This is a genomic window from Arenibacter lacus (genome assembly GCF_008711145.1).
GTDB lineage: Bacteria > Bacteroidota > Bacteroidia > Flavobacteriales > Flavobacteriaceae > Arenibacter > Arenibacter amylolyticus.
Window position 1 is genome coordinate 59,436 of the sequence record NZ_VVIN01000003.1, and the last position, 23,764, is coordinate 83,199.

23 protein-coding genes are annotated in these 23,764 nt (G+C 43.0%); 11 read left to right on the top strand and 12 right to left on the bottom strand.

What is annotated here, in order from left to right:
• Positions 1-223: 223 nt before the first annotated feature.
• The 11 genes from F1E73_RS02225 to hemA form a co-directional block, all read right to left on the bottom strand.
• Positions 224-697 (bottom strand): methylated-DNA--[protein]-cysteine S-methyltransferase, encoded by a 474-nt coding sequence (locus F1E73_RS02225; RefSeq protein WP_150451032.1) that lies wholly within the window; start codon positions 695-697, stop codon positions 224-226.
• Positions 697-1,818, bottom strand: coding sequence for a CNNM domain-containing protein (locus F1E73_RS02230; protein ID WP_086476452.1), 1,122 nt, complete (start codon positions 1,816-1,818; stop codon positions 697-699). Before F1E73_RS02230 ends, F1E73_RS02225 begins: the two co-directional genes overlap by 1 nt.
• A 219-nt stretch (positions 1,819-2,037) precedes the next feature.
• Positions 2,038-3,012 (bottom strand): porphobilinogen synthase, encoded by a 975-nt coding sequence (gene hemB, locus F1E73_RS02235; RefSeq protein WP_086476450.1) that lies wholly within the window; start codon positions 3,010-3,012, stop codon positions 2,038-2,040.
• Between the two features lie 67 nt (positions 3,013-3,079).
• Positions 3,080-3,490, bottom strand: coding sequence for a YchJ family protein (locus tag F1E73_RS02240; RefSeq protein ID WP_317045166.1), 411 nt, complete (start codon positions 3,488-3,490; stop codon positions 3,080-3,082).
• A 32-nt stretch (positions 3,491-3,522) separates the two neighbouring features.
• The gene (locus tag F1E73_RS17550; RefSeq protein ID WP_191088975.1) at positions 3,523-3,687 is read right to left on the bottom strand and encodes a hypothetical protein; all 165 of its coding nucleotides are present in this window, start codon (positions 3,685-3,687) and stop codon (positions 3,523-3,525) included.
• Positions 3,688-3,703: 16 nt separating this feature from the next.
• A complete protein-coding gene (gene hemF, locus F1E73_RS02245) occupies positions 3,704-4,606 on the bottom strand; it encodes an oxygen-dependent coproporphyrinogen oxidase (protein ID WP_150450999.1) in 903 nt (300 codons plus the stop codon).
• Between the two features lie 71 nt (positions 4,607-4,677).
• Positions 4,678-5,433: an EI24 domain-containing protein gene (locus tag F1E73_RS02250; RefSeq protein WP_086476476.1), complete on the bottom strand. Its 756-nt coding sequence runs from the start codon at positions 5,431-5,433 to the stop codon at positions 4,678-4,680.
• A 182-nt stretch (positions 5,434-5,615) separates the two neighbouring features.
• Entirely contained in the window at positions 5,616-6,644 is a 1,029-nt protein-coding gene (hemE, locus tag F1E73_RS02255; RefSeq protein WP_150451000.1) for a uroporphyrinogen decarboxylase, read from the bottom strand.
• A gap of 95 nt (positions 6,645-6,739) precedes the next feature.
• Positions 6,740-7,438, bottom strand: a complete 699-nt coding sequence (locus F1E73_RS02260) for a uroporphyrinogen-III synthase (RefSeq protein WP_086476447.1) — start codon at positions 7,436-7,438, stop codon at positions 6,740-6,742.
• A gap of 29 nt (positions 7,439-7,467) precedes the next feature.
• Positions 7,468-8,382 (bottom strand): hydroxymethylbilane synthase, encoded by a 915-nt coding sequence (hemC, locus tag F1E73_RS02265; RefSeq protein ID WP_086476446.1) that lies wholly within the window; start codon positions 8,380-8,382, stop codon positions 7,468-7,470.
• Positions 8,373-9,629 (bottom strand): glutamyl-tRNA reductase, encoded by a 1,257-nt coding sequence (gene hemA / locus F1E73_RS02270; RefSeq protein WP_086476445.1) that lies wholly within the window; start codon positions 9,627-9,629, stop codon positions 8,373-8,375. The genes hemC and hemA overlap by 10 nt, the downstream gene beginning before the upstream one ends.
• 202 nt (positions 9,630-9,831) lie before the next feature.
• Between hemA and F1E73_RS02275 the strand changes: the two genes are divergently transcribed.
• From F1E73_RS02275 to F1E73_RS02295, 5 genes are all read left to right on the top strand, one after another.
• Positions 9,832-10,722, top strand: a complete 891-nt coding sequence (locus F1E73_RS02275) for an AraC family transcriptional regulator (RefSeq protein ID WP_086476444.1) — start codon at positions 9,832-9,834, stop codon at positions 10,720-10,722.
• A 169-nt stretch (positions 10,723-10,891) separates the two neighbouring features.
• Positions 10,892-11,704, top strand: a complete 813-nt coding sequence (locus F1E73_RS02280; protein WP_150451001.1) for a ThuA domain-containing protein — start codon at positions 10,892-10,894, stop codon at positions 11,702-11,704.
• Positions 11,705-11,985: 281 nt separating this feature from the next.
• Positions 11,986-12,414 (top strand): GNAT family N-acetyltransferase, encoded by a 429-nt coding sequence (locus F1E73_RS02285; RefSeq protein WP_086476442.1) that lies wholly within the window; start codon positions 11,986-11,988, stop codon positions 12,412-12,414.
• 355 nt (positions 12,415-12,769) lie between these two features.
• Positions 12,770-14,236 carry a Gfo/Idh/MocA family protein gene (locus F1E73_RS02290; protein WP_150451002.1) on the top strand — a complete coding sequence of 489 codons (1,467 nt, stop codon included), beginning with the start codon at positions 12,770-12,772 and terminating at the stop codon, positions 14,234-14,236.
• A 147-nt stretch (positions 14,237-14,383) separates the two neighbouring features.
• A complete protein-coding gene (locus tag F1E73_RS02295) occupies positions 14,384-14,833 on the top strand; it encodes an FKBP-type peptidyl-prolyl cis-trans isomerase (protein ID WP_086476440.1) in 450 nt (149 codons plus the stop codon).
• A 221-nt stretch (positions 14,834-15,054) separates the two neighbouring features.
• Here F1E73_RS02295 and F1E73_RS02300 read toward each other — a convergent pair whose 3' ends face one another.
• Positions 15,055-15,957, bottom strand: coding sequence for an N-acetylmuramoyl-L-alanine amidase-like domain-containing protein (locus F1E73_RS02300; protein ID WP_150451003.1), 903 nt, complete (start codon positions 15,955-15,957; stop codon positions 15,055-15,057).
• Between the two features lie 636 nt (positions 15,958-16,593).
• Between F1E73_RS02300 and hemH the strand changes: the two genes are divergently transcribed.
• The 6 genes from hemH (at position 16,594) to F1E73_RS02330 (ending at position 23,673) form a co-directional block, all read left to right on the top strand.
• A complete protein-coding gene (gene hemH, locus F1E73_RS02305; RefSeq protein WP_086476437.1) occupies positions 16,594-17,625 on the top strand; it encodes a ferrochelatase in 1,032 nt (343 codons plus the stop codon).
• Position 17,626: 1 nt separating this feature from the next.
• Positions 17,627-19,036 (top strand): MATE family efflux transporter, encoded by a 1,410-nt coding sequence (locus tag F1E73_RS02310; RefSeq protein ID WP_150451004.1) that lies wholly within the window; start codon positions 17,627-17,629, stop codon positions 19,034-19,036.
• A gap of 74 nt (positions 19,037-19,110) precedes the next feature.
• The gene (locus tag F1E73_RS02315) at positions 19,111-19,662 is read left to right on the top strand and encodes a CopD family protein (RefSeq protein WP_086476435.1); all 552 of its coding nucleotides are present in this window, start codon (positions 19,111-19,113) and stop codon (positions 19,660-19,662) included.
• 114 nt (positions 19,663-19,776) lie between these two features.
• Positions 19,777-21,189, top strand: coding sequence for a sensor histidine kinase (locus tag F1E73_RS02320; RefSeq protein ID WP_086476434.1), 1,413 nt, complete (start codon positions 19,777-19,779; stop codon positions 21,187-21,189).
• Positions 21,190-21,300: 111 nt separating this feature from the next.
• Positions 21,301-22,083, top strand: coding sequence for an enoyl-CoA hydratase/isomerase family protein (locus F1E73_RS02325; protein ID WP_086476433.1), 783 nt, complete (start codon positions 21,301-21,303; stop codon positions 22,081-22,083).
• Between the two features lie 18 nt (positions 22,084-22,101).
• Positions 22,102-23,673: a hypothetical protein gene (locus F1E73_RS02330; RefSeq protein ID WP_150451005.1), complete on the top strand. Its 1,572-nt coding sequence runs from the start codon at positions 22,102-22,104 to the stop codon at positions 23,671-23,673.
• Positions 23,674-23,764: the final 91 nt, after the last annotated feature.

Below are 23,764 nucleotides of genomic sequence, written 5' to 3' on the forward strand. Positions count from 1 at the left end.
CCTACGTCAAAGGATATGTTGCTTGATTATACCACAAGTACTTGCCAAGAGGCTATTCTTAAGAAAAAAGTGGGTAACCGACCCCTAGGTTGGTGAGGGCCTATAATTTAGCAGAGGTTTTTCCTGATTTATCTTTAAACGGTAATTATCATCGTTCTAATGCGCTTTTACCGCCCTATAAGCCGGTTATTTTTATGGGTTCCGACCAGGTGGTTTGTAATTTTTAGAAGAAGGAGAGTTGCTTAGCCGGACTTTCGTGCTCCAAAAGCCATTTTTTTCGCTCTAATCCCCCTGCATATCCTGTAAGTGATCCGTCACTTCCAATGACCCTATGGCATGGAATTACAATCCATAGTGGATTTTTACCATTGGCGGATGCAACGGCCCTTATGGCCTTTGGGTCGCCCAAGGATTTGGATAATTCCCCATAAGTGACGGTCTGTCCATAGGGAATTTCCTGTAGCGCTTGCCACACCTTTTGTTGAAACGGCGTTCCTTCTGGATTCAATTGCAAACTGAACTCGGTTCTCTTGCCCGCAAAATATTCGTTTAATTGATAAACGGCATCCTCCAATACCTCGGGAATTACGTCAGTAAGTTTTTGGGATTCATCCAATAAGCTGAGGTAAGACAAGCCTGTTTCATCCCCTATTAATTTGGCAACTCCCAGGGGAGTTTCTACATAGGCCGTCTCCATCATTCCTGCTGCTTTTCTTCCCCGGTTATCCCAAGCTTTTTAGCGCGCTCCCTCCAGTTTTTCCGTGCCAAATGCTGTAAGTCGGCCACACTATCGCTTTCATCCACAATCTCCATACCCAACAAGGTTTCCAAAATATCCTCCATACTTACCACGCCGCTAACGGAGCCGTATTCATCTACCACCAGAGCAATATGCTCCCGTTTGGTAATAAAGGTCTCAAAAAGCTCTGGAATGGGGGTTTTTCGGTTGCTTACTAAAATATCCCGCTTTATTGTGGATAGTGGTGCCTCTCCATTTTCACGGATGATTTCTTCCAATACCTCATCTTTAAGGACAAACCCAGTGATATTGTCCATTTTCTTGTGGTAAACAGGGATCCTAGAAAAGGGCATTTGTGCATTGGCATTATAAAACTCTTTTATACTGGTCTCTTCGGAAGCAATTTTAACGACGGCCCTAGGGGTCATAATATCCTTTACCAGCACCTTGTTAAAGGTTAATAGGTTGCGGATTATGTTGGATTCCGATTCCTGGAACACTCCTTCCTCGTGGGCAATATCGGTCATGGCAGAAAAATCTTCTCTGCTCAATACGCTTCCTTCCATGCCTTTGCTGCTAATAAGTTTGGTAAAGAGTTGTAGCGCCCATAACAAGCCCGTATAGCGTAGTGCCCATACCATAATCTTGAGCGTTTTGGTAGTAAAGTTTACCAGTTGCTTCCAATAGGTGGCACCAATGGTCTTGGGAATAATTTCTGAGGCAATCAGAATAAGAATGGTCATGATGGTAGATACCAAACCTACCATAGCCCCTTCGGTAAAGTTGAGCCCTAAAAAGGTTCTGCTGGTGTCTTCGTAAAGTTCGGAATAGACCACTTTTGCCTGTACCCCAACCAAGATAGCGCCCACCGTATGTGCCACGGTATTGAAGGTTAAGATGGCTATAAGGGGTTTGTCTACGTCTTTTTTAAGTACCTCTAATTCGTGCGCATAAGGTTTTCCCTCCTTTTTTTTTAGGTTGATGAAAGTGGGAGGTATACTCAAAAGAACCGCTTCCAGAATGGAACACAGGAATGAAAATAGAATTGATATAAATGCGAAAAAGAAAAGTAGGCCCATATACGTCGGATAGAGTACTAAAATAAGAATAATTTAATAAGGTTGGAGGGCTATGCTGCATTAGCGGCAAAAATATATTGGATTTGGTTCTTGGGTCAGACAATACATTTCTGTTATACTCCTTTGCCGCCTATAGGAGGGAAGAAAAAAAGCCTTGATGCGGATGCTTCAAGGCTTTTTGTAATAGTAGGTTTCGATGGATGGACTCCTAAAATGTGCTTATCCCAATAATTTTACGGCATCCTTGGCAAAATAGCTGGCAATGATATTGGCGCCCGCTCTTTTTATGGCGGTTAGTTGCTCCATCATTACGGCATCGTGATCTAACCAACCCTTTTCAGCAGCTGCCTTTACCATTGCGTATTCGCCCGATACTTGGTAGACTGCTACGGGTACATCTACTAGGTCTCTAACTTCCCTGACGATGTCTAGGTAACAGAGTCCAGGCTTTACCATCACAATGTCTGCACCTTCATCGATATCCATTTCTGTTTCCCTGAGGGCTTCCAGTCTGTTGGCGTAATCCATTTGGTAGGTTTTTTTGTCTCCAAAACCAGGGGCAGAATCTAAGGCATCCCTAAAGGGACCGTAAAAGGCACTTGCGTATTTAGCGCTATAGGCCATGATCCCCGTATTGATATAGCCTTCATCTTCCAAGGCCTCGCGGATACTCAATATCCTTCCGTCCATCATATCGCTGGGGGCCACAAAATCGGCGCCCGCTTCGGCATGGCTCAGACTCATCTCCGTGAGGATCTCTACGCTGTCGTCATTTATAATGATTCCGTCCTCTACAATACCATCGTGTCCGTAAGAGGAGTAAGGGTCAAAGGCCACATCGGTCATTACAAGCATTTCCGGACAGGCATTTTTAATTGTTTTTACGGCACGTTGCATTAGCCCTTTTGGGTTTGTTGCCTCCTTGCCCTTATTGTCCTTCAAATTTTCTGGAACCATGGCAAATATTAAAACGGATTTCAATCCCATGGCCCATAGTTCCTTAACTTCTTTTTCTAGAAGGTCCAAACTTAAACGATAGTAGTTAGGCATGGAGGGAATCTCTTGCTTAACTCCCTTTCCTTCTACTACGAAAAGGGGCACTAAAAAATCGTTTGGTGTTAGAATGGTTTCCCTAACTAGGGAGCGAATGGCTTCATTAGAACGAAGTCTTCTATTTCTTATTAATGGATGCATTGCTACGTTTTTTATTATTAAACAAAGATAAGGGAACTATGCCTAATCCGTATGGCTTGGCATTGGTTTATTGGGAGATGCCCACATACTGCCAAATGCCCTGTTCCTTTCTGAAAAGTGATTTCTCATGGATTACCGCTACCTGTCCATTTTCATAGAAATAGGCGTTAAAAGTAACGGTGCCCTTAGTGTCGTTCTTTTTACCCTTGGTGGTTTCCAAAACTTCTAGGCGGATCCAACTAACGGATTTGGCCCAGGCTACAATGGAGGCTTTTTCCTTAAGCGGCCTAGTACTCTTGTGATGACTCGCCATGAGGTAATCTCCATTGGCCATTACAAAAGCCGTGTATCTGGACCGCATCAACTGCTCTGCGGTGGTTACCATGGAGAGGTTGAGGTGCGCCACCTGGCAGCAATCGGGATAGGGTTTAAGGCTTCCACAAGGGCAGTTCATGGTGTTTTCGTTGGTGGTTTTCACTTACTGATAATGCTATGGGTGTTTTCGGGATCCTACTTGGCCTCTTTTTTCTGCTGATTAGAATGTTGTGCAAGGATTGCTTTTAAGCGCTCTTTCCTTGTTTCCTGGTCTTTTTTAATTTTATTCTTCTTTCTATTTACCAGTTTACTGTGCTTTGCCTTGGCCAGGGTGTTTTTTTCTTTTCCAGACTTTCCCATACGCTTTCCTTTGGGGTTATACCCATTCTTTTGGCTTTGTCAGCACTTTTATTAGTCGCTCTTCCTCACTTCCTTCTTCCGGATGGTGGTCATAACGCCATTGTACATGTGGGGGCAAACTCATTAAAATACTCTCTATTCTGCCATTGGTCTTTAGTCCAAAGAGGGTGCCTTTATCGTGTACAAGGTTAAATTCTACATACCTGCCACGTCTTATTTCTTGCCAGGTCCGCTGCTCTTCGGTGTACGGCAGGTCCTTTCTTCTTTCTACAATGGGAATATAGGCTTCTAAAAAGCTGTTGCCCACTTCGGTTTCAAAATTATACCAGTCTTCCATGCTCATCCCGTCGGTCGCTTTGCAATAGTCATAGAAAAGTCCGCCTACGCCCCTGGCCTCGTTCCTATGGGTATTCCAGAAATACTGATCGCACCGTTCCTTGTATTTAGCATAAAAGCTGGGGTGGTGTTTGTCACAGGCATTTTTGCAAACTGTATGGAAGTGTTTGGCGTCCTCATCAAATAGGTAGTAGGGGGTAAGATCTTGTCCGCCTCCAAACCATTGGTCTACGATATTCCCTTCTTGGTCGTACATTTCAAAATAGCGCCAATTGGCATGCACGGTGGGCACCATCGGATTTTTTGGGTGAAGGACCAGGCTTAGTCCGCAGGCGAAAAAATCGGCGTTCTCAACCCCAAAATACTTTTGCATGCTCTCTGGTAGGGCCCCGTGTACGGCGGAGATGTTTACTCCTCCCTTTTCAAAAACGGCCCCGTTTTCTATAACTCTGGTACGACCTCCTCCGCCTTCTGGGCGTTCCCAAAGGTCTTCTTTAAAAACAGCCGTACCATCTACTTCCTCCAATTTGGCGGTGATGGTATCTTGAAGCTGTACGATATAGTTGTAAAATTTATTTTTCATTTTTTCATTTTTTTTGATAGACCTAGGTGCAGGTCGGTCTCAACCTGCAAGGACTTTGAGACCTTGTAGGTTTATTTTCTTGGTAAATCATTCTTCGTATTTAACAGGGCAACCGTCCTAGTGGTAGCCGCTGTTACGGACAAGGGCAATACTAGGATCACCCCAATGACCGGAATAAAGAGAAACAGCATAAACACCAGGCCGTTTCCTATGGCCAATCCTTTGTTTTGTTTTACAAACAGAATACTTTCCCGATAGTTAAAATGCCGCTCTAGGGTATAGTCCATATTCCCAAAACCGGCATAGTAGGCCTGTACCAGCAATAATAAAAAGGCCGATACCACTCCAATTACGGGAATTAGGCCAAATAATAAAATAGGAATTGTCCATAGCAGTTCCATCCCCAGGTTCCGCAGGTTAATGCGGAGTCCGCGCCAGAGTTGCTGGAAAAAACTAGTAGCTCTTTTGCTATGGGGTTTGGTTCCCAGGATGTGGGCCTCTATTTTTTCTGATACCGGACTCATAAAGGGTGCGGAAAGCGCCATTACTAAATGTTTGTACAGTATAAAACCTAAGACTAGAATGACTATTCCTCCAAGCACTTCAGTGATCGTTAGGACGGTCTGCTTTCCCCATTCCCATATCCATGCTTGGGAGAGGAAGCCCCCTATATTGTCTGAAAAGCCGTAGGCGGTAGTAATAATAAGAGTTGCCGTAAGAAGGCTAATAAGAATGGGAATCCAAAAGTACTTCCATAGCCCAAGGCGGGAAATGATCTTAAAAGTACCTGAATAGGCTGTAATACCTTTTAGTATATTTTTGATCATGGGCAGTGTTTTGCGTGAGCGATTGACGTGGCATCCTTTTATTTTTCCCCACCATTGCTTTGGGGGTGTCCCTTTTGGTGGAAGCTAGGTCGACCTTGGGGATGCTGGTATAAAAATAAAAGATATAACGGAAAGCGCGACCCTTTTTTGCTTTTCTACAAAAAAGGGACACGCCCCATTAATTAATTTCCGTATTCTTTTACTGCGTCTATAAAGGCTTTGGCATGGTCCAATGGAATGTGTGGGAGTATACCGTGGCCTAAGTTTACCACATATTTGTCCTTTCCAAACTCGTCAATCATTTGGGTGACCATTTTCTTGATTTCTGCTGGGGGCGACAACAATCTGTGCGGATCAAAATTCCCTTGCAGGGTTATATTGCCTCCAGAAAGGTACCTAGCATTCTTTGGGGAGCAGGTCCAGTCTACCCCTAGGGCAGAAGCACCGGATTTTGCCATATCACCCAAGGCAAACCAACATCCTTTTCCAAATACAATAACAGGAGTTTCGTCCTTTAATGCATCAATTATTTGCTGAATGTACTGGAAGGAGAACTCTTGGTAGTCTACCGGAGAGAGCATTCCTCCCCAAGAATCGAACACCTGAACGGCATTAACGCCGGCCTTTACCTTGGCCTTTAAATAGGCAATGGTGGTGTCTGTAATTTTCTGTAACAATTGATGTGCTGCAACCGGATTGGTAAAGCAGAACTCCTTGGCCTTGTCAAAGGTTTTACTCCCCTGGCCTTGTACTACATAGCACAAAATGGTCCATGGAGAACCTGCGAAACCGATTAGGGGTATCTCGTCGTTCAGTAATTCTTTGGTGGCTTTTATTGCCTGCATTACATAATCTAATTCCACGTTAACATCTGGAATGATTACATTGTCTACGCCTTTTTGATCCCTCACCGGATTGGGTAAATAGGGTCCGAAATTAGGCTTCATTTCCACCTCTATATTCATGGCTTGTGGAATCACCAAAATGTCGCTGAACAAGATAGCGGCATCCATTCCGTACCTGCGGATGGGCTGTACGGTAATTTCACTTGCCAATTCTGGCGTTCTACAGCGGGTGAAGAAATCGTATTTGTCACGGATTGCCATAAACTCTGGCAAATACCTTCCTGCTTGGCGCATCATCCATACGGGTGGTCGCTCTACTGTTTCTCCTTTTAACGCTCTTAGGAATAAATCATTCTTTATGCTCATAGTATAAGGTTTAATTTCCGTCCCGCCATTTTCTAAACTCTAGGCGTTTTTCGCTTGCCTTTACGGATCGGATTGCGGAGGGGACGACTATTAATTTATTTTGATTTATAATGTTCAACTACCTTTTCCAAGACGCTTTCTACCGTTGGTTTTTTGGCGACTACGATATTGGAGGTGTATTTTTTTGCTTCTTCTGCCGTGGTGGTCCCAATGCAGAAAGCGATACTGTCCGATAGGGTGTTTTTCATCTGATAGCTTTCTATACCGGTTGGACTAAAAAAGAGGATCCCATCAAAAGCGGTGCTAAAGCCTTTGGGGTTGGGGCTATTTTTATAGACCACCTGTTCCTTAAAATGAATGTTGTTTTCTTTTAGACTGGTCGGGATCTCGAACCTTCTTTTATTGCCACATAGGAACAAGAAGGAATGTTGTGAGTATTCTGAGACTAATATTTTTGCCAAATCTGCTCCGTAATGGGTCACTGCTACCACTTTAATCCCGTTTTCCTCCAATAACGCCTTTGTTTTTTCTCCTACACAATAGGCAGTGATCTGGGAGGAAAGATCTTTGGAATTCTTTATATGGTTGAGGTTGGCCGCTTCCTCTAGATTCTTTAAATAGGACTTTACCGTATTTTGACTGGTGAATATGACGTGCCTGTAGGAGGTGTCTATCTCCTGATAGAGCAGTTCTATTTTTAAAGAATCGTACGCCTCAATGTTAAAAGGTCCCTTTGATAGTAGGGCCGATTGCGAGGGACTGAGAATTTTGGTAGATAGCAGGCGTATGCTCATGGATATATAGTGTTAGGTCCGAGCTTGGATTATGCCAATGCTTCTTTTATGTTTTCCATTATTTCCTTTCCGCCATTCCCTAAGATCTCTAAAGCGCAGGCCTTTCCGAAGTCTGCGTACTCCTTGCTGGGAATAGATTTTTTAATCTCCATTTTCTCCTTGCCATCCAATGAAAGTAGCACGCCCTTAAAATGCAACTGGTCATTTTCTAGGGTGGCCAACGCGCCAATAGGTGCGGAACAACCGCCTTCCAATACCTGAAGGAATTGGCGTTCTACATGGGTGCACATAGCGGTAGGTGTATGGTTAAGTTTGCTGACTGCTTCCGTAGAGAAAGAATCGTTCTCCATGGTAACCACTACCATGGCCCCTTGCGCTGGGGCAGGAATCATCCAGTCCAGGTCGATATGGTTTTCTGGTAATACCTCAATTCGCTCTAGGCCTGCCTTGGCAAAAACGGCTGCGTTCCATGGATTGTCTTCCAACTTTTGGAGTCGGGTAATAACGTTCCCACGAATATCACTGACCTTGTGGTTTGGATATTTGTTAAGCCATTGTGCCTGCCTCCTTAAGCTGCCAGTGGCTACGGTGCCTTCCCCATTAAGGAAATCGAGTTCCTTATAGACGAGTATGTCTTGGGAATGAGCTCTTGGTAATACGGCAGATTGTATAATCCCTTTGGGGAGCCGTGTAGGAACGTCCTTCATGGAGTGCACGGCAATATCTACCTGGCCATTGATCATGGCTGCATCCAATGTTTTGGTGAACACCCCAACGATGCCCAGTTCGTACAGGGGTTTGTTAAGTACCAAATCGCCCGTAGATTTTACAGCCACGATTTCGGTTTTATATCCCTGTGCTTCTAATTCTGATTGTACGGTATGGGCTTGCCATAGTGCAAGTTGACTATCGCGTGTGCCAATTCTTATCGTTTTCATTTTGATTCCAATTCTAGTTGAAAAACCCGTTGTATAAGTTCCAAGCTGCTATCGGAATCACTTTCCTTCTCTCGGAGGTGATTGGCAAATTGGGTGGTGATTTTTTGTATGATACGTTCGGTTACAATATCTGCCTGTTCGGAGTTGAAATTGGTGAGCTTTTTGCTCTGGAAATCCAATTCTTCCTCCTTCATGGTGCTCAGCTTTTCTTTTAAAGCCTTAATTACCGGGGCAAATTTTCTGGTTTCTAGCCATTTGAGGAAATCTCCCTTTACCTCCTTAATAATCGCTTCGGCCTGGGGAACATATTTCTTTCTGTTTTCCAGGGTTTCATCCGTCATTTGAGATAAATGATCCAAATGTACCACGGTAACGTTCTCTAAGTCCGTAACATTTTCCGATACGTTCTTTGGAATGGAAAGATCCAAGATCAATAAGGGTTTTTTAGTGTGGATCAGCTCCTTGGAAATGGTGGGCGTATGTGCACCAGTGGCAACAATGAGGACATCCGTGTTGCGAATTTCCGTTTGTAGATCCCCATAATCCTTAACAATCAGGTTAAATTTGCCGGCAATTTTCTCTGCCTTACCCTTGGTGCGGTTTATGAGGGTGATATGTGAGTTTTTTGTGTGCTTAATAAGGTTTTCACAGGTGTTCCTTCCTATTTTTCCAGTTCCGAAAAGTAGAATGTTCTTTTCTGAAATATTCGGTACATTGTTGATGATGTAATGAACCGAGGCAAAAGCTACTGAGGTAGCCCCCGAAGAAATCTCGGTCTCATTCTTAATCCTTCTACTTGCTTGGATTACGGAATTGCACAGGCGCTCCATGAAGGGTTGGGCCATTTTGTGCTTTTTGGACCGATTAAAGCTCTGGCGCAACTGACTGATAATCTCAAAATCGCCCAAAATCTGACTATCCAATCCGGTTCCCATCCTAAACAGATGGTTTATGGCATCGTAGTTTTTATATACATAGGCTACTTCTTGAAACTCCTCCAAGGTGCCTTGGGTATTATCGCATAACAATTTGATTAATTGAAATGGATGTTTGGCGAATCCGTATAACTCGGTACGGTTACACGTGGAGGTGACCAAGAGGTCCTCCAGGTCATTCTTCTTTGCCTGCTCTAGCAATTGGCTTATCGCATCTTCGCTTAAGCTGAATTTACCCCGTATAACAGCGTCAGCCTTTTTGTAATTGAGGCCAATCGCATAAAATGAACTGTGTTTAGAAATATTATAATCTTTCATAAGAACTCTTAAGAGTGCCGCAAAATTAACTGCAACAAAGGTATTAAAATAACGCTAGAAGAACAATTAGTATCGATTGTAGGATTTTAACTAATATTTAGTATTAATAAGGCCTTAATGCGCTAATTTAGCGGGTGTGTAGGCATTTTGCATCTATTTTATTTAGAATGCATCTAAATAGAAACGCCTTAAATTGCAGCTTATGAAAGAGAAAAACATCGCTCAAGGTTCCTTCGAGGAGGTATTTGTGGAAGACGGCTTTTATTTATTGAAGATTCAGAATGATAGTATTGATAGTCAGTCGGTTACCAGGGAGATAGACAGTACGTATATTCAATTTCACTTCTGTTTAAAAGGCGGGGCAACCTTTGTCTTTAACGAAGGGCGTTATTCCTTGGAGGTGTCCGAGGAGAACTCCTTGCTGCTTTATAATACCCAGGTAGATTTACCTCTAAACTTGGTATTGAGTCCTAATTCTTGGATGGTTTCTGTGGTGATGACCATTCGAAAATTCCATTCCCTATTTTCCAAGGAAGCAAATTATATTCCTTTTTTAAGCGCAGAGAATAAAGACAAGAAGTATTATTCCCAGGATCCGGTATCGCCCGCCATTGCGGTTGTGCTTAGCCAGATAATGAATTACAACCTGCATCCGTCCATCAAGGAGCTATATGTTAAGGGAAAGGTTTATGAACTGATCTCTCTCTATTTTAATAAGACTGGGGATACGGATATGGAACAGTGTCCGTTTTTAGTGGATGAGGACAATGTGAGGCGAATTAGAAAAGCCAAGGAAATCATTATTTCCAGAATGGCAGAGCCACCTACCCTGGTAGAGCTGTCCGAGGAGATTGGGTTGAGCCTTAAGAAGTTAAAAGACGGATTTAAACAAATTTACGGGGATACTGTTTTTAGTTTTCTTTTCGATTATAAAATGGAGTATGCTCGCAAAATGCTGGAAACCGGAAGGTTTAATGTAAACGAGGTGGGACTTAAGGTAGGTTATAGTACGGCCAGCCATTTTATTTCTGCCTTTAAGAAAAGATACGGGACTACCCCAAAAAAATATCTTATGTCCATGGCCAACGGATAATTGATGCTTTGGCTGATATAAAAAATGATTACTTGTAAACTACGTATAGGGCGGTAGCTGCCTTGTGATTTAGTTAGGGCTACTTGTCGGGAATTCATGTTGTTCCGTGCCTTAGGTTCCAATTAAAATAGCGATATTTAAGGTCAAGAACCAAAGTTAAAGCACTATAATGAAACAACTTAAAACAGTACTGGCGTTTATCGCCCTAGTGGTGATTGCCGGATGCGGTAGCGCCAAAATTGAGGAAGAGGTTATCCTAAATCCCCATTTGCACACCCATCCAGTAACCGTACCCCAGCGTTTGGTGCCGGCAACTATGAAAAGCAAGGATCAGGTGTTGGTGTTTACAAAGACCAATGGTTTTAGGCATAGCTCCATAGAAAAAGGAGTGACTACCTTGGTTCAGTTGGGAATGACCAATAACTTTGCGGTAACTCAAACCTCAGACTCTTTACAATTTAGTTCAGCTAATCTTAAAAATTACCAACTGGTGGTATTCCTAAATACCACCATGGATGTGTTAGGGGATGCGGAGCAGCGAGCCTTTGAGGAGTATATCCGTGGTGGGGGAAGCTTTATGGGAATACATGCTGCAGCAGATACGGAATATGAGTGGCCCTGGTATGGGAAGTTGGTAGGGGCTTACTTTAAAAGTCACCCCAAACAACAGGAGGCACTTTTGGAAGTGGTAGATCGCGATCACCCTGCAACTGAGCATTTGGAAGATACGTGGACCCATTTTGATGAATGGTATAATTTTAGAAATATCAATCCCGATATCCAGGTAGTGATGCAGCTAGACGAAAGTAGTTACGAGGGAGGCGAGAATGGGGACTATCACCCAATAGCTTGGTATCACGAATTTGATGGGGGGAGGGCTTTTTATACCGGGCTTGGCCATACGGAGGCGGCCTATGATGATCCCCTGTTTAGACAGCATTTGGTAGGAGGTATCGTTTACTGTTTGGGGCGCGATCTATAGATCGCAAACTCCGAAATCTACCTTGCTTTTTTCCAGTTTTATAAAAGGTTTCTCTTGAACCGTGGGCTGACCTATGGTGCTGTTATAGGAGTGTACAGGAACCTTCTATATTTTAATATAATGGGTGATTCTTGGTATAAAGCCCTTTCTCTGGTTGCTAAGGTTATGGATGTTAAAACCTTTCCTATCTTTGGGAATTCATTTTTAACAATTCCTAGCTTCCAAGGAGCATTGGTTTAGGTGAACCTCAGATTAGGAGCTAGCAAATTAAAGGAAATACCATGAAGATTGCCATTTTACAACCATCGGACGTAAACGATGACTTTGCACAACAAGTAAAGGATTTATTTTCCCAGTTGAACGACACCATAGAGCAGGTGAATCTTGACGAAGTTTTTAAGCCAGAAAACGCTATTACCTTCGCCTATTGTATGGACAAGGATAAAATGGTGGGGATTGCCTTAATGTGTACCTATACTGTGATTTCCGGTTATAAGGGCTGGGTAGAGGATGTGGTGGTAGACAAAGCCTATAGAGGACAGGGATTAGGACGTAAGTTGATGGAGAAGCTGGTAGATGAGGGCAAGAAAGATGGCCTTTCCGAAATTTTACTTTTTAGTAATGATAAGCGGAAGGCAGCTATCAGTCTATATAAGAGTCTAGGTTTTAAACAAAAAGATAGTGGCCTTTATGTTTTAAAGACAAACTAGGACCATTTTTCGCATCCATAAAACTATAGATTAAAGCCATCGCAAAGGGTTTCTAAAGGCGATGGCTTTTTTTATGGCCAAGAATTACTGAGGTCGTGGTTTCTTGGGTCTTTTTCTGTCCTCATGACAAATTTTGATCGGAATTCGATAAAATACCGTTGGTTATTCCCTATTATCCTGATTATATTGCTTTTATCTTTTTTATCGCACTGCGTCCTTTAGTAGCTTAGTACGCACTGCTGCCAATGGCTGCTTTCATTTTTTGTAATAGGAGCTGAGGCAGACCAGCCCAATAATGGAATGGACCTCCCATAACGAGAATGGATTTATATACCGACTTTAAAATTATGTGATTATGGAAAATAAAAAACCGACCAAGGCGGATACTTCCCGTCGTTCCTTTATTAGAAAAGGGGCTATGGCCTCCTCCATTTTTATTGTACCCAGATTTGTGCTGGGCGGGGTAGGTTATACCGCCCCGAGCGACCGATTAAATCTGGCAGCCATTGGTGCTGGGGGTAAGGGAGCCAGTGACATCCGCCATGCTTCAGTAGGGGGCAGGGAAAAAGTAGTTGCCCTGTGCGATGTGGATTTTTCCGGATCGGCCGCTAAATCCCTCGCGCAGTTCCCAAAGGCAAAGGTTTATGCGGATTATAGGGAAATGCTGGATAAAGAAAAGGGGATAGATGCCGTGACCATCTCTACCCCAGACCATGTTCATGCCCCGGCAGCAGCCTACGCAATGGAACGTGGAGTACATGTTTATGTGCAAAAGCCCATGACCCATAATATTAGGGAGGCCAGAAGGCTTACCGAGATGGCAAGGGAAAAGAAAATTGTCACTCAAATGGGAAATCAAGGGGGGTCTAACCCCCTCTTGGGAATGGTGCAAAAGTGGGTAGACTCTGGTCAATTAGGAGCTATCTCCAAGGTGCAGGTGTGGACCAATCGGCCAGTATGGCCACAGGGGGGTGCCATGCCTCAACCAGATCCCGGCTCCAAACCAAAGGACCTTAATTGGGACCTATGGCTAGGACCGGCGCCCTTAAAGCCTTATACACCAAATATGCATCCCTTTGGATGGCGAGGGTGGTGGGATTATGGTACCGGTGCCTTGGGGGATGTGGGCTGTCATTTGATAGACATTCCCTTCCGTACCCTGGGACTTAAATATCCTACAGATGCCGAATGTAGTGTGGGGGCCGTATATACAAAAATGTGGACTCCGGAATACCATCCAGAAGGGTGTCCTGCTTCTTCCTTTATAACCCTGCATTTTGATGCTACCGAGAAAAGTGGCTCCCCTATAGAATTGACATGGAGCGATGGAGGTATTAGACCCTCCCATCCAGAGATTATTCCTGCTGATCATGATATTGGAGGAGATGGAAGTAGGAATGGGGTATTGATTATAGGTGAAAACGGGATTATTTCTACCAATATTAATGATAGCTCTCCCTTGATGCCAAAATTATACCTGAATGATGGGACTACGGAATTTGGTCCCGAGGTAGAAGTAAGTGATGAGCCCGAGTACGGACATCACAGGAAGTGGGTAGATGCCTGTAAAGCTGGTTTTGGCAGTACAGAGCACCTGGGGCTAACATCTTCCTTTGATTATGCGGGACCAATGACAGAAACCGTATTGATGGGGAATCTGGCTATAAGAAGTTATCTGCTGCAAAGGGAAAACGAGGAAGGGAAAATGGACTTCTTTGCCCGTAAAAAGTTATTGTGGGATGGGGAGAATATGCGAATCACCAATTTGGAAGCGGCCAATCAGTTTGTTACTAGGACCTATAGGGATGGGTTTGTGGTGTAATTAGTGAAATTCTATTCAGACAAGAACACCTTTTTCGCTATAAATTGGATAGCGGTACTAGGTGTTTTTTTTGTGGAACCACCAGTATATTAGGCTGATGGTTAGCGCCATTTTGTATTATATTTGTTCCTGAAAAAAATATAGTTTATGAAAAAATTGCTTTTTGTTTTAACACTTACCCTTGTGGTTTCCTGTGGGAAAAATGGGGAAACCGATTTTAGGGCCAAGAACGACTCTGAAATTGTTGCTTATCTAGAGGCAAATAACCTACAGGCAGAAAAAAGTGCTAGCGGACTTTATTATGTAATTAACGAGGAAGGGGATGGGGTGCAACCTACCGCAACTTCCGAGGTTACGGTGGCCTATAAAGGGTACTTCACCAACGGACAGGTGTTCGATCAGAGTCCGTCGGAAGGAATTTCCTTTCCGCTGCAGCGGGTTATTCGCGGCTGGACAGAGGGTATTCAATATTTTAAGGAAGGCGGTAGCGGGATGTTGTTGGTGCCTTCTCATTTAGGTTATGGCAGTCAGGACTATAGTTCCATCCCTGGGGGGTCCGTACTTATATTTGACGTACATCTTATTTCTGTGGATTAAGGAAAACCAAAATTAGATATAAGGTGTAGGCTCTAAAGTTAAACACTTACCAATTTACAAGCATCAGCCCTGAGGTTGGTGCTTGTTTTTTTCTCAAATACCTTTTAATTCTCTAGACTGGAATTCTAGCTAGGTGCCATCGTACATACACAAGGGGCTGCTAGGGAGTTGGTGAAAGCAGGAGAGCAGAGTGGTATACTGATAGGTATTTTTCAGGGCTATTAGAATCGGCGGAAGCTTAAAGAGGGGGTAATTACCCTAGCTACCATAATTCCCGTATTATTCTTCACTTCTTTTAAGTAGTCTGCCAAGGGAAGGGTGGTAATTTCTACTTCCATGGAGCCTGTGGAAGCGTGCAATAAATGGATTCTGCCATCTGCTTCTCTGGTCGCTATTCCCGTATGGGTGATGTCTAGTCCTTCTATAGAGGTGGTCATGGCGATAATATCCCCGCTCTGTATCAAATATTCCATCTCGGCAATTTTGTCCTGAGGAAGGATAAAGATGGACTGGTCTTTTAAAAACTGTTCGGATTCTTTGATCTTTTTGTAGTTTTCAACCTCTTTTAAAAATGGGTACAGGTTTCTGTGTGTACTCATAAAATTAATCTCCTTGCTACTTTCCACCCCGCCCATACTGGCAGTTAAATCCTTTATAAGTCCTTTCTTTTCATTGTTGGCAAACCATTCCGAAAAGTAGTGAAGTCTAGAGGGGTAGCCATCTAGGGTACCATCTCTATACCGAATGGTCTCTAAGTGCTCCGTATAGGAATTAAAATCGGACTGATTCATTGCCAGCATGCGGCTAAAAGCCAGTACATTCTCTACAAAAGTGGTGCAATCCAAGCCTTGTAAATTCACCACCAGGGATTCTTTATCTCCAATTTCCAAAGTTTTTGCCACGTAGGGAATGCCTATAAATGTTTTTCCCACAGCTACCATGGTTTCCCCTAGGTTAGTAGAATTTAAATTTGAGATTTCAGTTATTTTAGCTTCAAAAGCTTTTCGATCCTGTAGGGAGCAAATAATGTCCTGGGCATTCCCAACTGAGGTAACCACTGATAGGACTAGCAATGCCAAAATGCGACTCGTGGGGCCAAAAAATTTAAAACCTAATAAGTTCATAGCTGGGTGTAAATATTCTTTTGGATGCTTTGTTTGTTGGTTTTAGGAACAAAACCCGTGCCACTTGTGCTGCCTAAAGCATCCCTTCAAAAATACAAAATGTAATGGCTTCTAGGTGCTTTTTCAAGGGATAAAGATAGGTGCACCCTCCAAACACCAAACTGCCTAAAGCTAAGGTGGCGGGATTTTGATTAAAGTCGTGATTCTCGCTTAAAGGAGCTTGATTGTAAATACTTAACGGTATGTTGTGTGGGTAAGTAGCTTATTGACAGGGTGGTAGGGGTTGTTTTGCTGTTTTTGCTTGAAGTTTGGTATAGTCTTTTTACTTTATAACTACACCAATTTGCAGTTGTTTCTACTTATCAATTGAGAAGACTTCTTGTTTTTAGGGAGGGGTGTAGTGAAAGCCGGTTTCTGGGATTTAAAAATTTTATACTGAATGGTTTTGGAATTATAAGGGGCGGGTTGGGTAGCAGTTTGGAGGGGGAGAGGGAGCAAGAATCTTTAGTGGGCGCGCTTACAGGGGGTAGAATCGACTTCCTCTATAGTAGGATCGAGAAGTATTTGGGTGTTTTAAATTTTAGTTCCTTTACAAGTGTTATTTTTGTGCAACATTAAATAATTAGCAGTTTTATAATGAAAGGAGTTTTGTTGGTAAACCTGGGATCTCCCGATAGTCCCACCCCGAAAGATGTAAAGCCATATTTGGACGAGTTTTTAATGGATGAGCGGGTAATTGATGTGCCTTTATGGTGGCGAACGATACTTGTGCGCGGCATCATTTTGAGAACCAGACCTAAGAAGTCGGCCGAAGCCTATCAGAAAATCTGGTGGGAAGAGGGGTCGCCCTTGGTAGTTATTTCGGAAAGGTTTACGGACAAGGTGAAGAAACTCTCTGAAATTCCCGTTGCCTTGGGAATGCGTTACGGGAGTATGAGCATTAAAAATGGACTTCAGGAATTGAAAGAGCAGGGAGTTACAGACGTTTTGTTGGTGCCCTTGTATCCGCATTACGCCATGTCTTCCTATGAAACCGTAGTAGTGAAAGCTATGGAAGAGAAGGAAGCCCATTTTCCGGAAATGAAAATTACCACCTTGCCTGCGTTTTACGGAAATCCGGACTATGTAAAATTGGTGAGTAATAGTATTACCAAAGGCTTAAAAGACTTTGACTTTGATCACCTTTTATTTTCATACCATGGAATCCCAGAACGACAGATTTATAAGAAGGATCCCACTCAATTTCATTGTAAATTGGATGATAAGTGTTGTAGCACCAATTCGGTGGCCCATACTACCTGTTATAGGCATCAATGTTTTGACATGACGGAAAAGATTAAAAAAGAATTGGGCCTTCCCGATGAGAAGGTAACCATCTCCTTTCAATCTAGGTTACTCAATGACCCTTGGTTAAAACCATATACCGATTTCGAATTTGAACGTCTTGGAAAAGAAGGGGTTAAACGTTTGGCCGTTATTACCCCTGCCTTTGTTGCAGATTGCTTGGAAACACTGGAGGAAATTGCCATGGAAGGTGAAGAACAATTTAAGGACGCCGGTGGTGAAGACTATAAGTATATTCCCTGTTTAAATGATGACCAAGAGTGGGTAGAGCTTATGGTTAACTGGATAAGCGACTGGCAGCTTAAAGAAACGCTCCCCGCTTAATATGTCTAGGGCTTCGGCAGATCAGCTTGGGAATCAGCCCATCGGGAAACTCCTGGTAAAACAGGCGGTACCTGCTGCTATCGGGATTTTGGTGATGTCGCTCAATGTGCTGGTCGATTCCATTTTTGTTGGGAATTGGATTGGTTCTATTGCTATAGCCGCCATAAACGTAGTGCTGCCCGTGTCTTTTTTTATAGGGGCCTTGGGAATGGCGATCGGTATTGGGGGCGCTAGTATTATCTCCCGTGCCCTAGGGGCCAACAAACAAGAGAAAGCGTTGAAAACCTTTGGGAACCAGATTGCCCTTACCCTATTGGTAACGGTCGTAATGGTAATCCTAGGCTTGTATTATACCGATAGTCTTATTCCTGCTTTTGGAGGGAAGGGCGACCTATTTGAGACCGCTAAAATCTATTATACCATTGTGCTGTACGGAGTCCCTTTTTTGGCGCTCTGTATGATGGGAAACACCGTAATCCGGGCAGAGGGCAAACCCAAGTTTGCCATGAACGCCATGATTATCCCCTCGGTAGGTAACCTGGTGTTAGACTACATTTTTATCTATGTGTTGGATTGGGGGATGACCGGTGCGGCTTGGGCTACTACCATTGGGTACGTGCTGTGTTTTGCCTATATTCTCTACTTTTTCCTTTCCAAAAACTCCGAACTAAAGATTAATTGGTCCCATTTGGGATTCAGTACGGGGATTCTGAAGGAAATTGGAGCCCTTGGTTTTGTTACCTTATCTAGACAAGCAGTGGTAAGTGTAATTTACCTTTTAATGAACAACATCCTCTTTAATTTGGGAGGGGAGGCCATGGTGGCCGTGTATGCGATTATTGGACGCATGCTTATGTTTGCACTCTTCCCTGTGTTTGGGGTTACACAAGGCTTCTTGCCCATAGCTGGCTTTAATTACGGGGCTAAAAAATACCAAAGGGTACGGGAATCCATCAATACGGCTATTAAGTACGCGGCCATATTAGCTACAGCAGTGTTTATAGGGCTTATGATATTTCCAGCAGAAATTGCCGGACTCTTTTTGAGCTCTAGGCCCGACCTTTCCGCCAAGGAATTAGCGATGAATGCTTTTGTGTTAGAGCATACCCCGGCAGCCATGAGATGGGTGTTTGCCGCCACGCCAATAATTGCACTTCAGCTGATTGGGGCCGCCTATTTTCAGGCAATTGGGAAGGCAGTGCCCGCCCTATTGCTTACCCTATCCAGGCAGGGTTTCTTTTTTATACCGCTCATTTTAATTTTGCCCAATTATCTGGGAGAGTTGGGGGTATGGATTTCCTTCCCTATATCCGATGTGTTGGCAACAGTGGTTACCGGCTACTTTTTGCGAAGGGAAGTAAAGAATAAATTAATTCCTGGAAGTGAAATAGCTGTTAAGGACCCATCATAAATTGACCGCTGGCCTCCAATAACATTAGCATTATAATAAAGGGTCTATTATCTTTACCCTGTAATTGAGAATCTATGTCCGAATATTACAACTATATTAAAGCCTTGCACCTCATTTTTGTGATTACCTGGTTTGCAGGCTTGTTCTATATTCCGCGCCTTTTTATATATCATATAGAGGCGGATGGGAAGTCCTCTCCAGAAAGGGAGATTCTTACTAAACAGTTTAAATTGATGACCAAGCGCTTGTGGTTCATCATTACTTGGCCCTCCGCAATTCTGGCTACTATCTTTGCCCTTTGGTTATTGCTGTTGTTCCCCGCTTGGTTACAACAACCTTGGATGCATGTTAAATTGGGCTTTGTGGTACTGCTGATCGCCTATCATTTAAAAAACCATCAGATGTTTGGTCAGTTGCAACGCGATGAGATAAAATACACCTCCAAATTTATGCGCATCTGGAACGAAGGTGCCACCTTAATCCTCTTTGCCATTGTCTTTTTGGTAATTCTAAAAAATGCCTTCAATTGGATTTTTGGAGTGGTAGGGATCATCGTATTGGGTATCCTCTTGATGCTGGGTATCCGACTTTATAAGCGGATTCGGGATAAAAATCCCGAAGCATAGGTTGCCTTCCAATTTCCCTATTGGGTTTGGTGTGATAATTGCTATATTTAAATACTAAAAAATAGATTTCCCTTGCTCAAAACCATTTCCCTGCGAAGTCGTATTATTATCGCCATGATATTTTTGGTGGTCATCGCCTTTATCCTGATTGCCGTCGTGACCATTTATCAGTATAGCGAGCAAAACAGGGAATACCATGCGGAACGTATGGAACGTAAGGAGGAACAGATTAAACAAAGTATAGACCTTACCCTGCAAAAAACAACCTACCCGGTTACCACGGAAAATCTTCCCTATATATTTAAGGACGAAATCTATGAAATTGCCCTGGTGCAGAACATCAACTTTAACATCTATGATCTGGAAGGTCAGTTGTTAAAAAGCTCCCGACCCAAGTTTGAGGTAGACTCCATCTCTAGGTGTATAGAGGCAGAAATTTTAAACGAGCTGGGCTCCAATCCGTCCAAGCGAATTGTGGAGCAAAAAACAGCGGCAGGTTTTAAATATCAAGCTTCTTATACTTTTATAACCGATAATAAGTTTAAACCTATCGGTATATTAAACCTGCCCTATTTTGAGGACAGCTCTTTTAATGATAGGGAGTTAAAGGAGATCTTAATGCGACTTACTTGGGCTTATATGCTTGTTTTATTGCTGGCAATTGTAATGGCCTATTTTATTTCCCTCTATATAACTAGGCCCTTGCAGACCATATCGTATAGATTAAACCAGACCAATATTGCCAAGCGGAACGAAAAGATCATCATAAAGAATCCTAGTGAGGAAATTGGGAAATTGATTGCCTCTTATAATGCCATGATTGATGAGCTGGAAGTAAGTGCAGCCAAATTGGCCAAAGGGGAAAGAGAACAGGCTTGGCGCGAAATGGCCAAACAGGTGGCCCATGAGATTAAAAATCCATTAACCCCAATGCGGCTTGGGGTGCAGAGCTTTGAAAGAAAATTTGACCCTAAGGATCCGGATATCTCCGAGAAAGTGGCCGAATATTCCAAGACACTTATTCAACAAATAGATACCTTGAGCAATATTGCATCGGCTTTCTCCAACTTTGCCCAAATGCCGGCCCAACAGAATGAAACCCTAAATGTGGTTAAGATCGTTAAGCTGGCGGTAGATATTTTTAACGAGAACTACATTGAATTTTCCTCGGAGGAAGAGGAGATTATTAGCGTACTAGACCGTACCCAGCTAATTAGGGTTGTGACCAATCTAGTTAAAAATGCCATCCAGGCGGTTAGTTTGGAAGAGGAACCACGGGTACTGGTCACCGTGGCTAGAGATAATGGTTGGGTAAGTATCCAGATATCGGATAATGGCATCGGCATCCGACCCGAAGTAAAGGATCGCATCTTTGAACCAAAATTTACCACCAAGAGTAGTGGCATGGGGTTAGGCTTGGGCATGGTAAAGAATATTGTGGAGACCTTTAAGGGAACCATTGACTTTGAGTCTAAACCAGAAAAAGGAACCATTTTTACGGTAAAGTTCCCAATAGAACCCCACTAAAACTATTTTTATAGAAGTGGTTTGTGGTAGATGAGCCATTATATTTTGGCAATTGGTTTATATAATCTATTTTAATTAGCTAGAAATACTTTATTTAAAATAAGTTAGGAAATGAAATACGAGAACATTTTGATAAGTAAGAAGGGTGCCATATCCACGGTAACCCTAAATAGGCCTTCCAAAATGAATGCGTTGAACAAGGCTACTATTGGGGAGCTTCACCATGCCATTAAAGCGCTGGACAAGGATAAAACCATTAGAGTTATTATTTTGACTGGGAGTGGGGAAAAATCCTTTGTGGCAGGAGCCGATATTGCTGAATTTGCCGATTTCTCCACCAAGGAAGGGGGGAAATTGTCAGCTACCGGACATAAGCAGTTATTTTCCTTTATAGAGAATTTGGGAACGCCCGTAATTGCAGCGGTCAATGGATATGCTCTGGGAGGTGGGCTAGAACTAGCCATGGCATGTCACTTTAGGATTGCCAGCCATAATGCGCGTATGGGGCTGCCAGAGGTCTCTCTAGGTGTTATTCCTGGGTATGGGGGTACACAACGCCTACCACAATTAATAGGGAAGGGTCGCGCCATGGAAATGATCCTTGGTGGCGAAATGATCGATGCGGCTAGGGCATTAGAATTTGGTTTGGTAAATCATGTAGTAGAACAAGAACACCTAATGGACCTTACCCTAAAGATAGCCGCCAAAATTTGTAGAAATTCGCCCAATGCCATTAAGAATGCAATAAAAGCCATAAATGCTGGTTTTAATCATAACGCAAACGGGTATGAAATTGAGATTGAGGCTTTTGGGAAATGTTTCGGTACCTCCGATTTTAAAGAGGGAACCACCGCATTCTTGGAAAAGAGAAAACCCGATTTCTCCGATATGTAATAACCAATAAACCACCGCATGGCTCCACTAAAGTATTGCCTCACCCTTTTATTTTGTGTTCTTTTCGCTTTTTCCAAAGCACAGGAAATACCAGTGGAGTACCATTTTGGAGAGCGTTATCACGATCGGTATAAATACTCAAAGCTCTTGGATATTTCCGACGATGGCATGGGGGGCTCCATACTGGTGCGCTCCTATTATACCGGGATTGTCCTTAAACCCAAGGGTTATTATATTGAACACTACAATAAGAACCTAGAGCTGATCGCAGAATATAATTACCGCTTAAAAGGTCGACATTTCATTAACGCCTTTGTAAAAAATGGTCAGTTAAACATGTTGCTTTTAGAATACAATATGCTAAAAGGAACTTATGACTACGTGGTTCATAGGAGTCCCATTAGTACCTACGGTTTTACGGCACACCCCATTTTGTCTGTTCCCTCCCAGGAGGTAAGCAATCCCCTAGCGCACAATTACTACAATAGAAATTTTTCGAGAGGGTTTACTACCACCGCGTTTTTTAATCCGGACGAATCCGCTTTTGTGATAAGTACGCATTTTAAACGGGGGAAAGTAAATACTCATATGTTGTATCTCTTCAATAGCTCCCTGAATAAATTGTTGGAATACGATTTTTCCGGGGACTTGGAAGAGAAAAACTATGCGTTCGAGAATATGGTGACATCCAAGAATTTGGATGCGGTGTATTTAGTGGGGAAAGCCTACTTTAAAAAACGCCGCTTTGCAGCAACAGACCGAAAGTTTCAGTACGAATTATTAAGGATCAGTACGGACGGAGGCACCCTCCAAACCTTTGATGATACCGGTCGGTATTCCGAGTCTTTAAAGCCCATGCTAGTCCAAGATAGGTTGGTTTGTGTGGGTTTTTATGCTGATAGAAAAGACAATAGATATAATGGTCTGGCCTATTTTAACCTAGATCTCAAGACCCTAGCCATTCGTGAAAAAAAATACAATCCCTTCTCTCCGCAGTTTATGGCCGATAAGTTTGGGAGGGGGGAAGATAATGTGGTGAAAAATCTGGTCTTTAAAAACCTCTGTCTCACTCCGGAAAATAATATTCTTTTTAATGCCGAGGAGTATTTTGTGACCTCCAGCCTTCAGTCCGATCCTACAGGATCTAGGCTAAAGATTAACCGATACCATTATAACGATATTGTAAGCGCCAAACTGAGTATTGATGGCGATATGCTTTGGGCAAGAAACATAAATAAGGCCGAGGTAACCCAAGGGGACGGAGCTTATACGTCTTATAGTTCCCTCACAAAAGGGGATAATACCTATTACCTGATTAGTACAGGAGCGGAAAATCCGCAACTCCTACCAGGGGAGCGACTCTTTTTTAAGCAGGGATTGGGTAGGAATAAGAACGTGTTTATGATTATGTTGGACAAGGATGGGAAGATTAGCTATGAAAAGGTGATTGATAATCATGAAGCCCGACTCCCCCTAATGGTTTCCAAACCTTTGATAGACGATGTAGATAAAAGTATGCTGTATTACGCCAAAAGGGGATCTAGAAAACAATTGGTAAAAGTGAAGTTGGGGCCCCAAGCCTTGCCTTAAAAGTGAGAGTTCTTTCCTAAAGATGTATCGCGTGTGATTAGGGTGGTGGCACAATAAGCATCTTTGCCTTTTTCCGATGGTAGCCCCAAGC

What these genes read in the sequence shown, in the direction of transcription:
- F1E73_RS02260 (WP_086476447.1), bottom strand. Translation starts at nt 7,438, where the DNA reads ATGAGCATACGCCTGCTATCTACCAAAATTCTCAGTCCCTCGCAATCG.
- F1E73_RS02250 (WP_086476476.1), bottom strand. Translation starts at nt 5,433, where the DNA reads ATGATCAAAAATATACTAAAAGGTATTACAGCCTATTCAGGTACTTTT.
- hemE (WP_150451000.1), bottom strand. Translation starts at nt 6,644, where the DNA reads ATGAGCATAAAGAATGATTTATTCCTAAGAGCGTTAAAAGGAGAAACA.
- F1E73_RS17550 (WP_191088975.1), bottom strand. Translation starts at nt 3,687, where the DNA reads ATGGGAAAGTCTGGAAAAGAAAAAAACACCCTGGCCAAGGCAAAGCAC.
- F1E73_RS02290 (WP_150451002.1), top strand. Translation starts at nt 12,770, where the DNA reads ATGGAAAATAAAAAACCGACCAAGGCGGATACTTCCCGTCGTTCCTTT.
- F1E73_RS02230 (WP_086476452.1), bottom strand. Translation starts at nt 1,818, where the DNA reads ATGGGCCTACTTTTCTTTTTCGCATTTATATCAATTCTATTTTCATTC.
- F1E73_RS02330 (WP_150451005.1), top strand. Translation starts at nt 22,102, where the DNA reads ATGGCTCCACTAAAGTATTGCCTCACCCTTTTATTTTGTGTTCTTTTC.
- F1E73_RS02275 (WP_086476444.1), top strand. Translation starts at nt 9,832, where the DNA reads ATGAAAGAGAAAAACATCGCTCAAGGTTCCTTCGAGGAGGTATTTGTG.
- F1E73_RS02320 (WP_086476434.1), top strand. Translation starts at nt 19,777, where the DNA reads ATGATATTTTTGGTGGTCATCGCCTTTATCCTGATTGCCGTCGTGACC.
- F1E73_RS02310 (WP_150451004.1), top strand. Translation starts at nt 17,627, where the DNA reads ATGTCTAGGGCTTCGGCAGATCAGCTTGGGAATCAGCCCATCGGGAAA.
- F1E73_RS02280 (WP_150451001.1), top strand. Translation starts at nt 10,892, where the DNA reads ATGAAACAACTTAAAACAGTACTGGCGTTTATCGCCCTAGTGGTGATT.
- hemA (WP_086476445.1), bottom strand. Translation starts at nt 9,629, where the DNA reads ATGAAAGATTATAATATTTCTAAACACAGTTCATTTTATGCGATTGGC.
- F1E73_RS02295 (WP_086476440.1), top strand. Translation starts at nt 14,384, where the DNA reads ATGAAAAAATTGCTTTTTGTTTTAACACTTACCCTTGTGGTTTCCTGT.
- F1E73_RS02225 (WP_150451032.1), bottom strand. Translation starts at nt 697, where the DNA reads ATGGAGACGGCCTATGTAGAAACTCCCCTGGGAGTTGCCAAATTAATA.
- hemH (WP_086476437.1), top strand. Translation starts at nt 16,594, where the DNA reads ATGAAAGGAGTTTTGTTGGTAAACCTGGGATCTCCCGATAGTCCCACC.
- F1E73_RS02285 (WP_086476442.1), top strand. Translation starts at nt 11,986, where the DNA reads ATGAAGATTGCCATTTTACAACCATCGGACGTAAACGATGACTTTGCA.
- hemB (WP_086476450.1), bottom strand. Translation starts at nt 3,012, where the DNA reads ATGCATCCATTAATAAGAAATAGAAGACTTCGTTCTAATGAAGCCATT.
- F1E73_RS02300 (WP_150451003.1), bottom strand. Translation starts at nt 15,957, where the DNA reads ATGAACTTATTAGGTTTTAAATTTTTTGGCCCCACGAGTCGCATTTTG.
- F1E73_RS02315 (WP_086476435.1), top strand. Translation starts at nt 19,111, where the DNA reads ATGTCCGAATATTACAACTATATTAAAGCCTTGCACCTCATTTTTGTG.
- hemF (WP_150450999.1), bottom strand. Translation starts at nt 4,606, where the DNA reads ATGAAAAATAAATTTTACAACTATATCGTACAGCTTCAAGATACCATC.
- F1E73_RS02325 (WP_086476433.1), top strand. Translation starts at nt 21,301, where the DNA reads ATGAAATACGAGAACATTTTGATAAGTAAGAAGGGTGCCATATCCACG.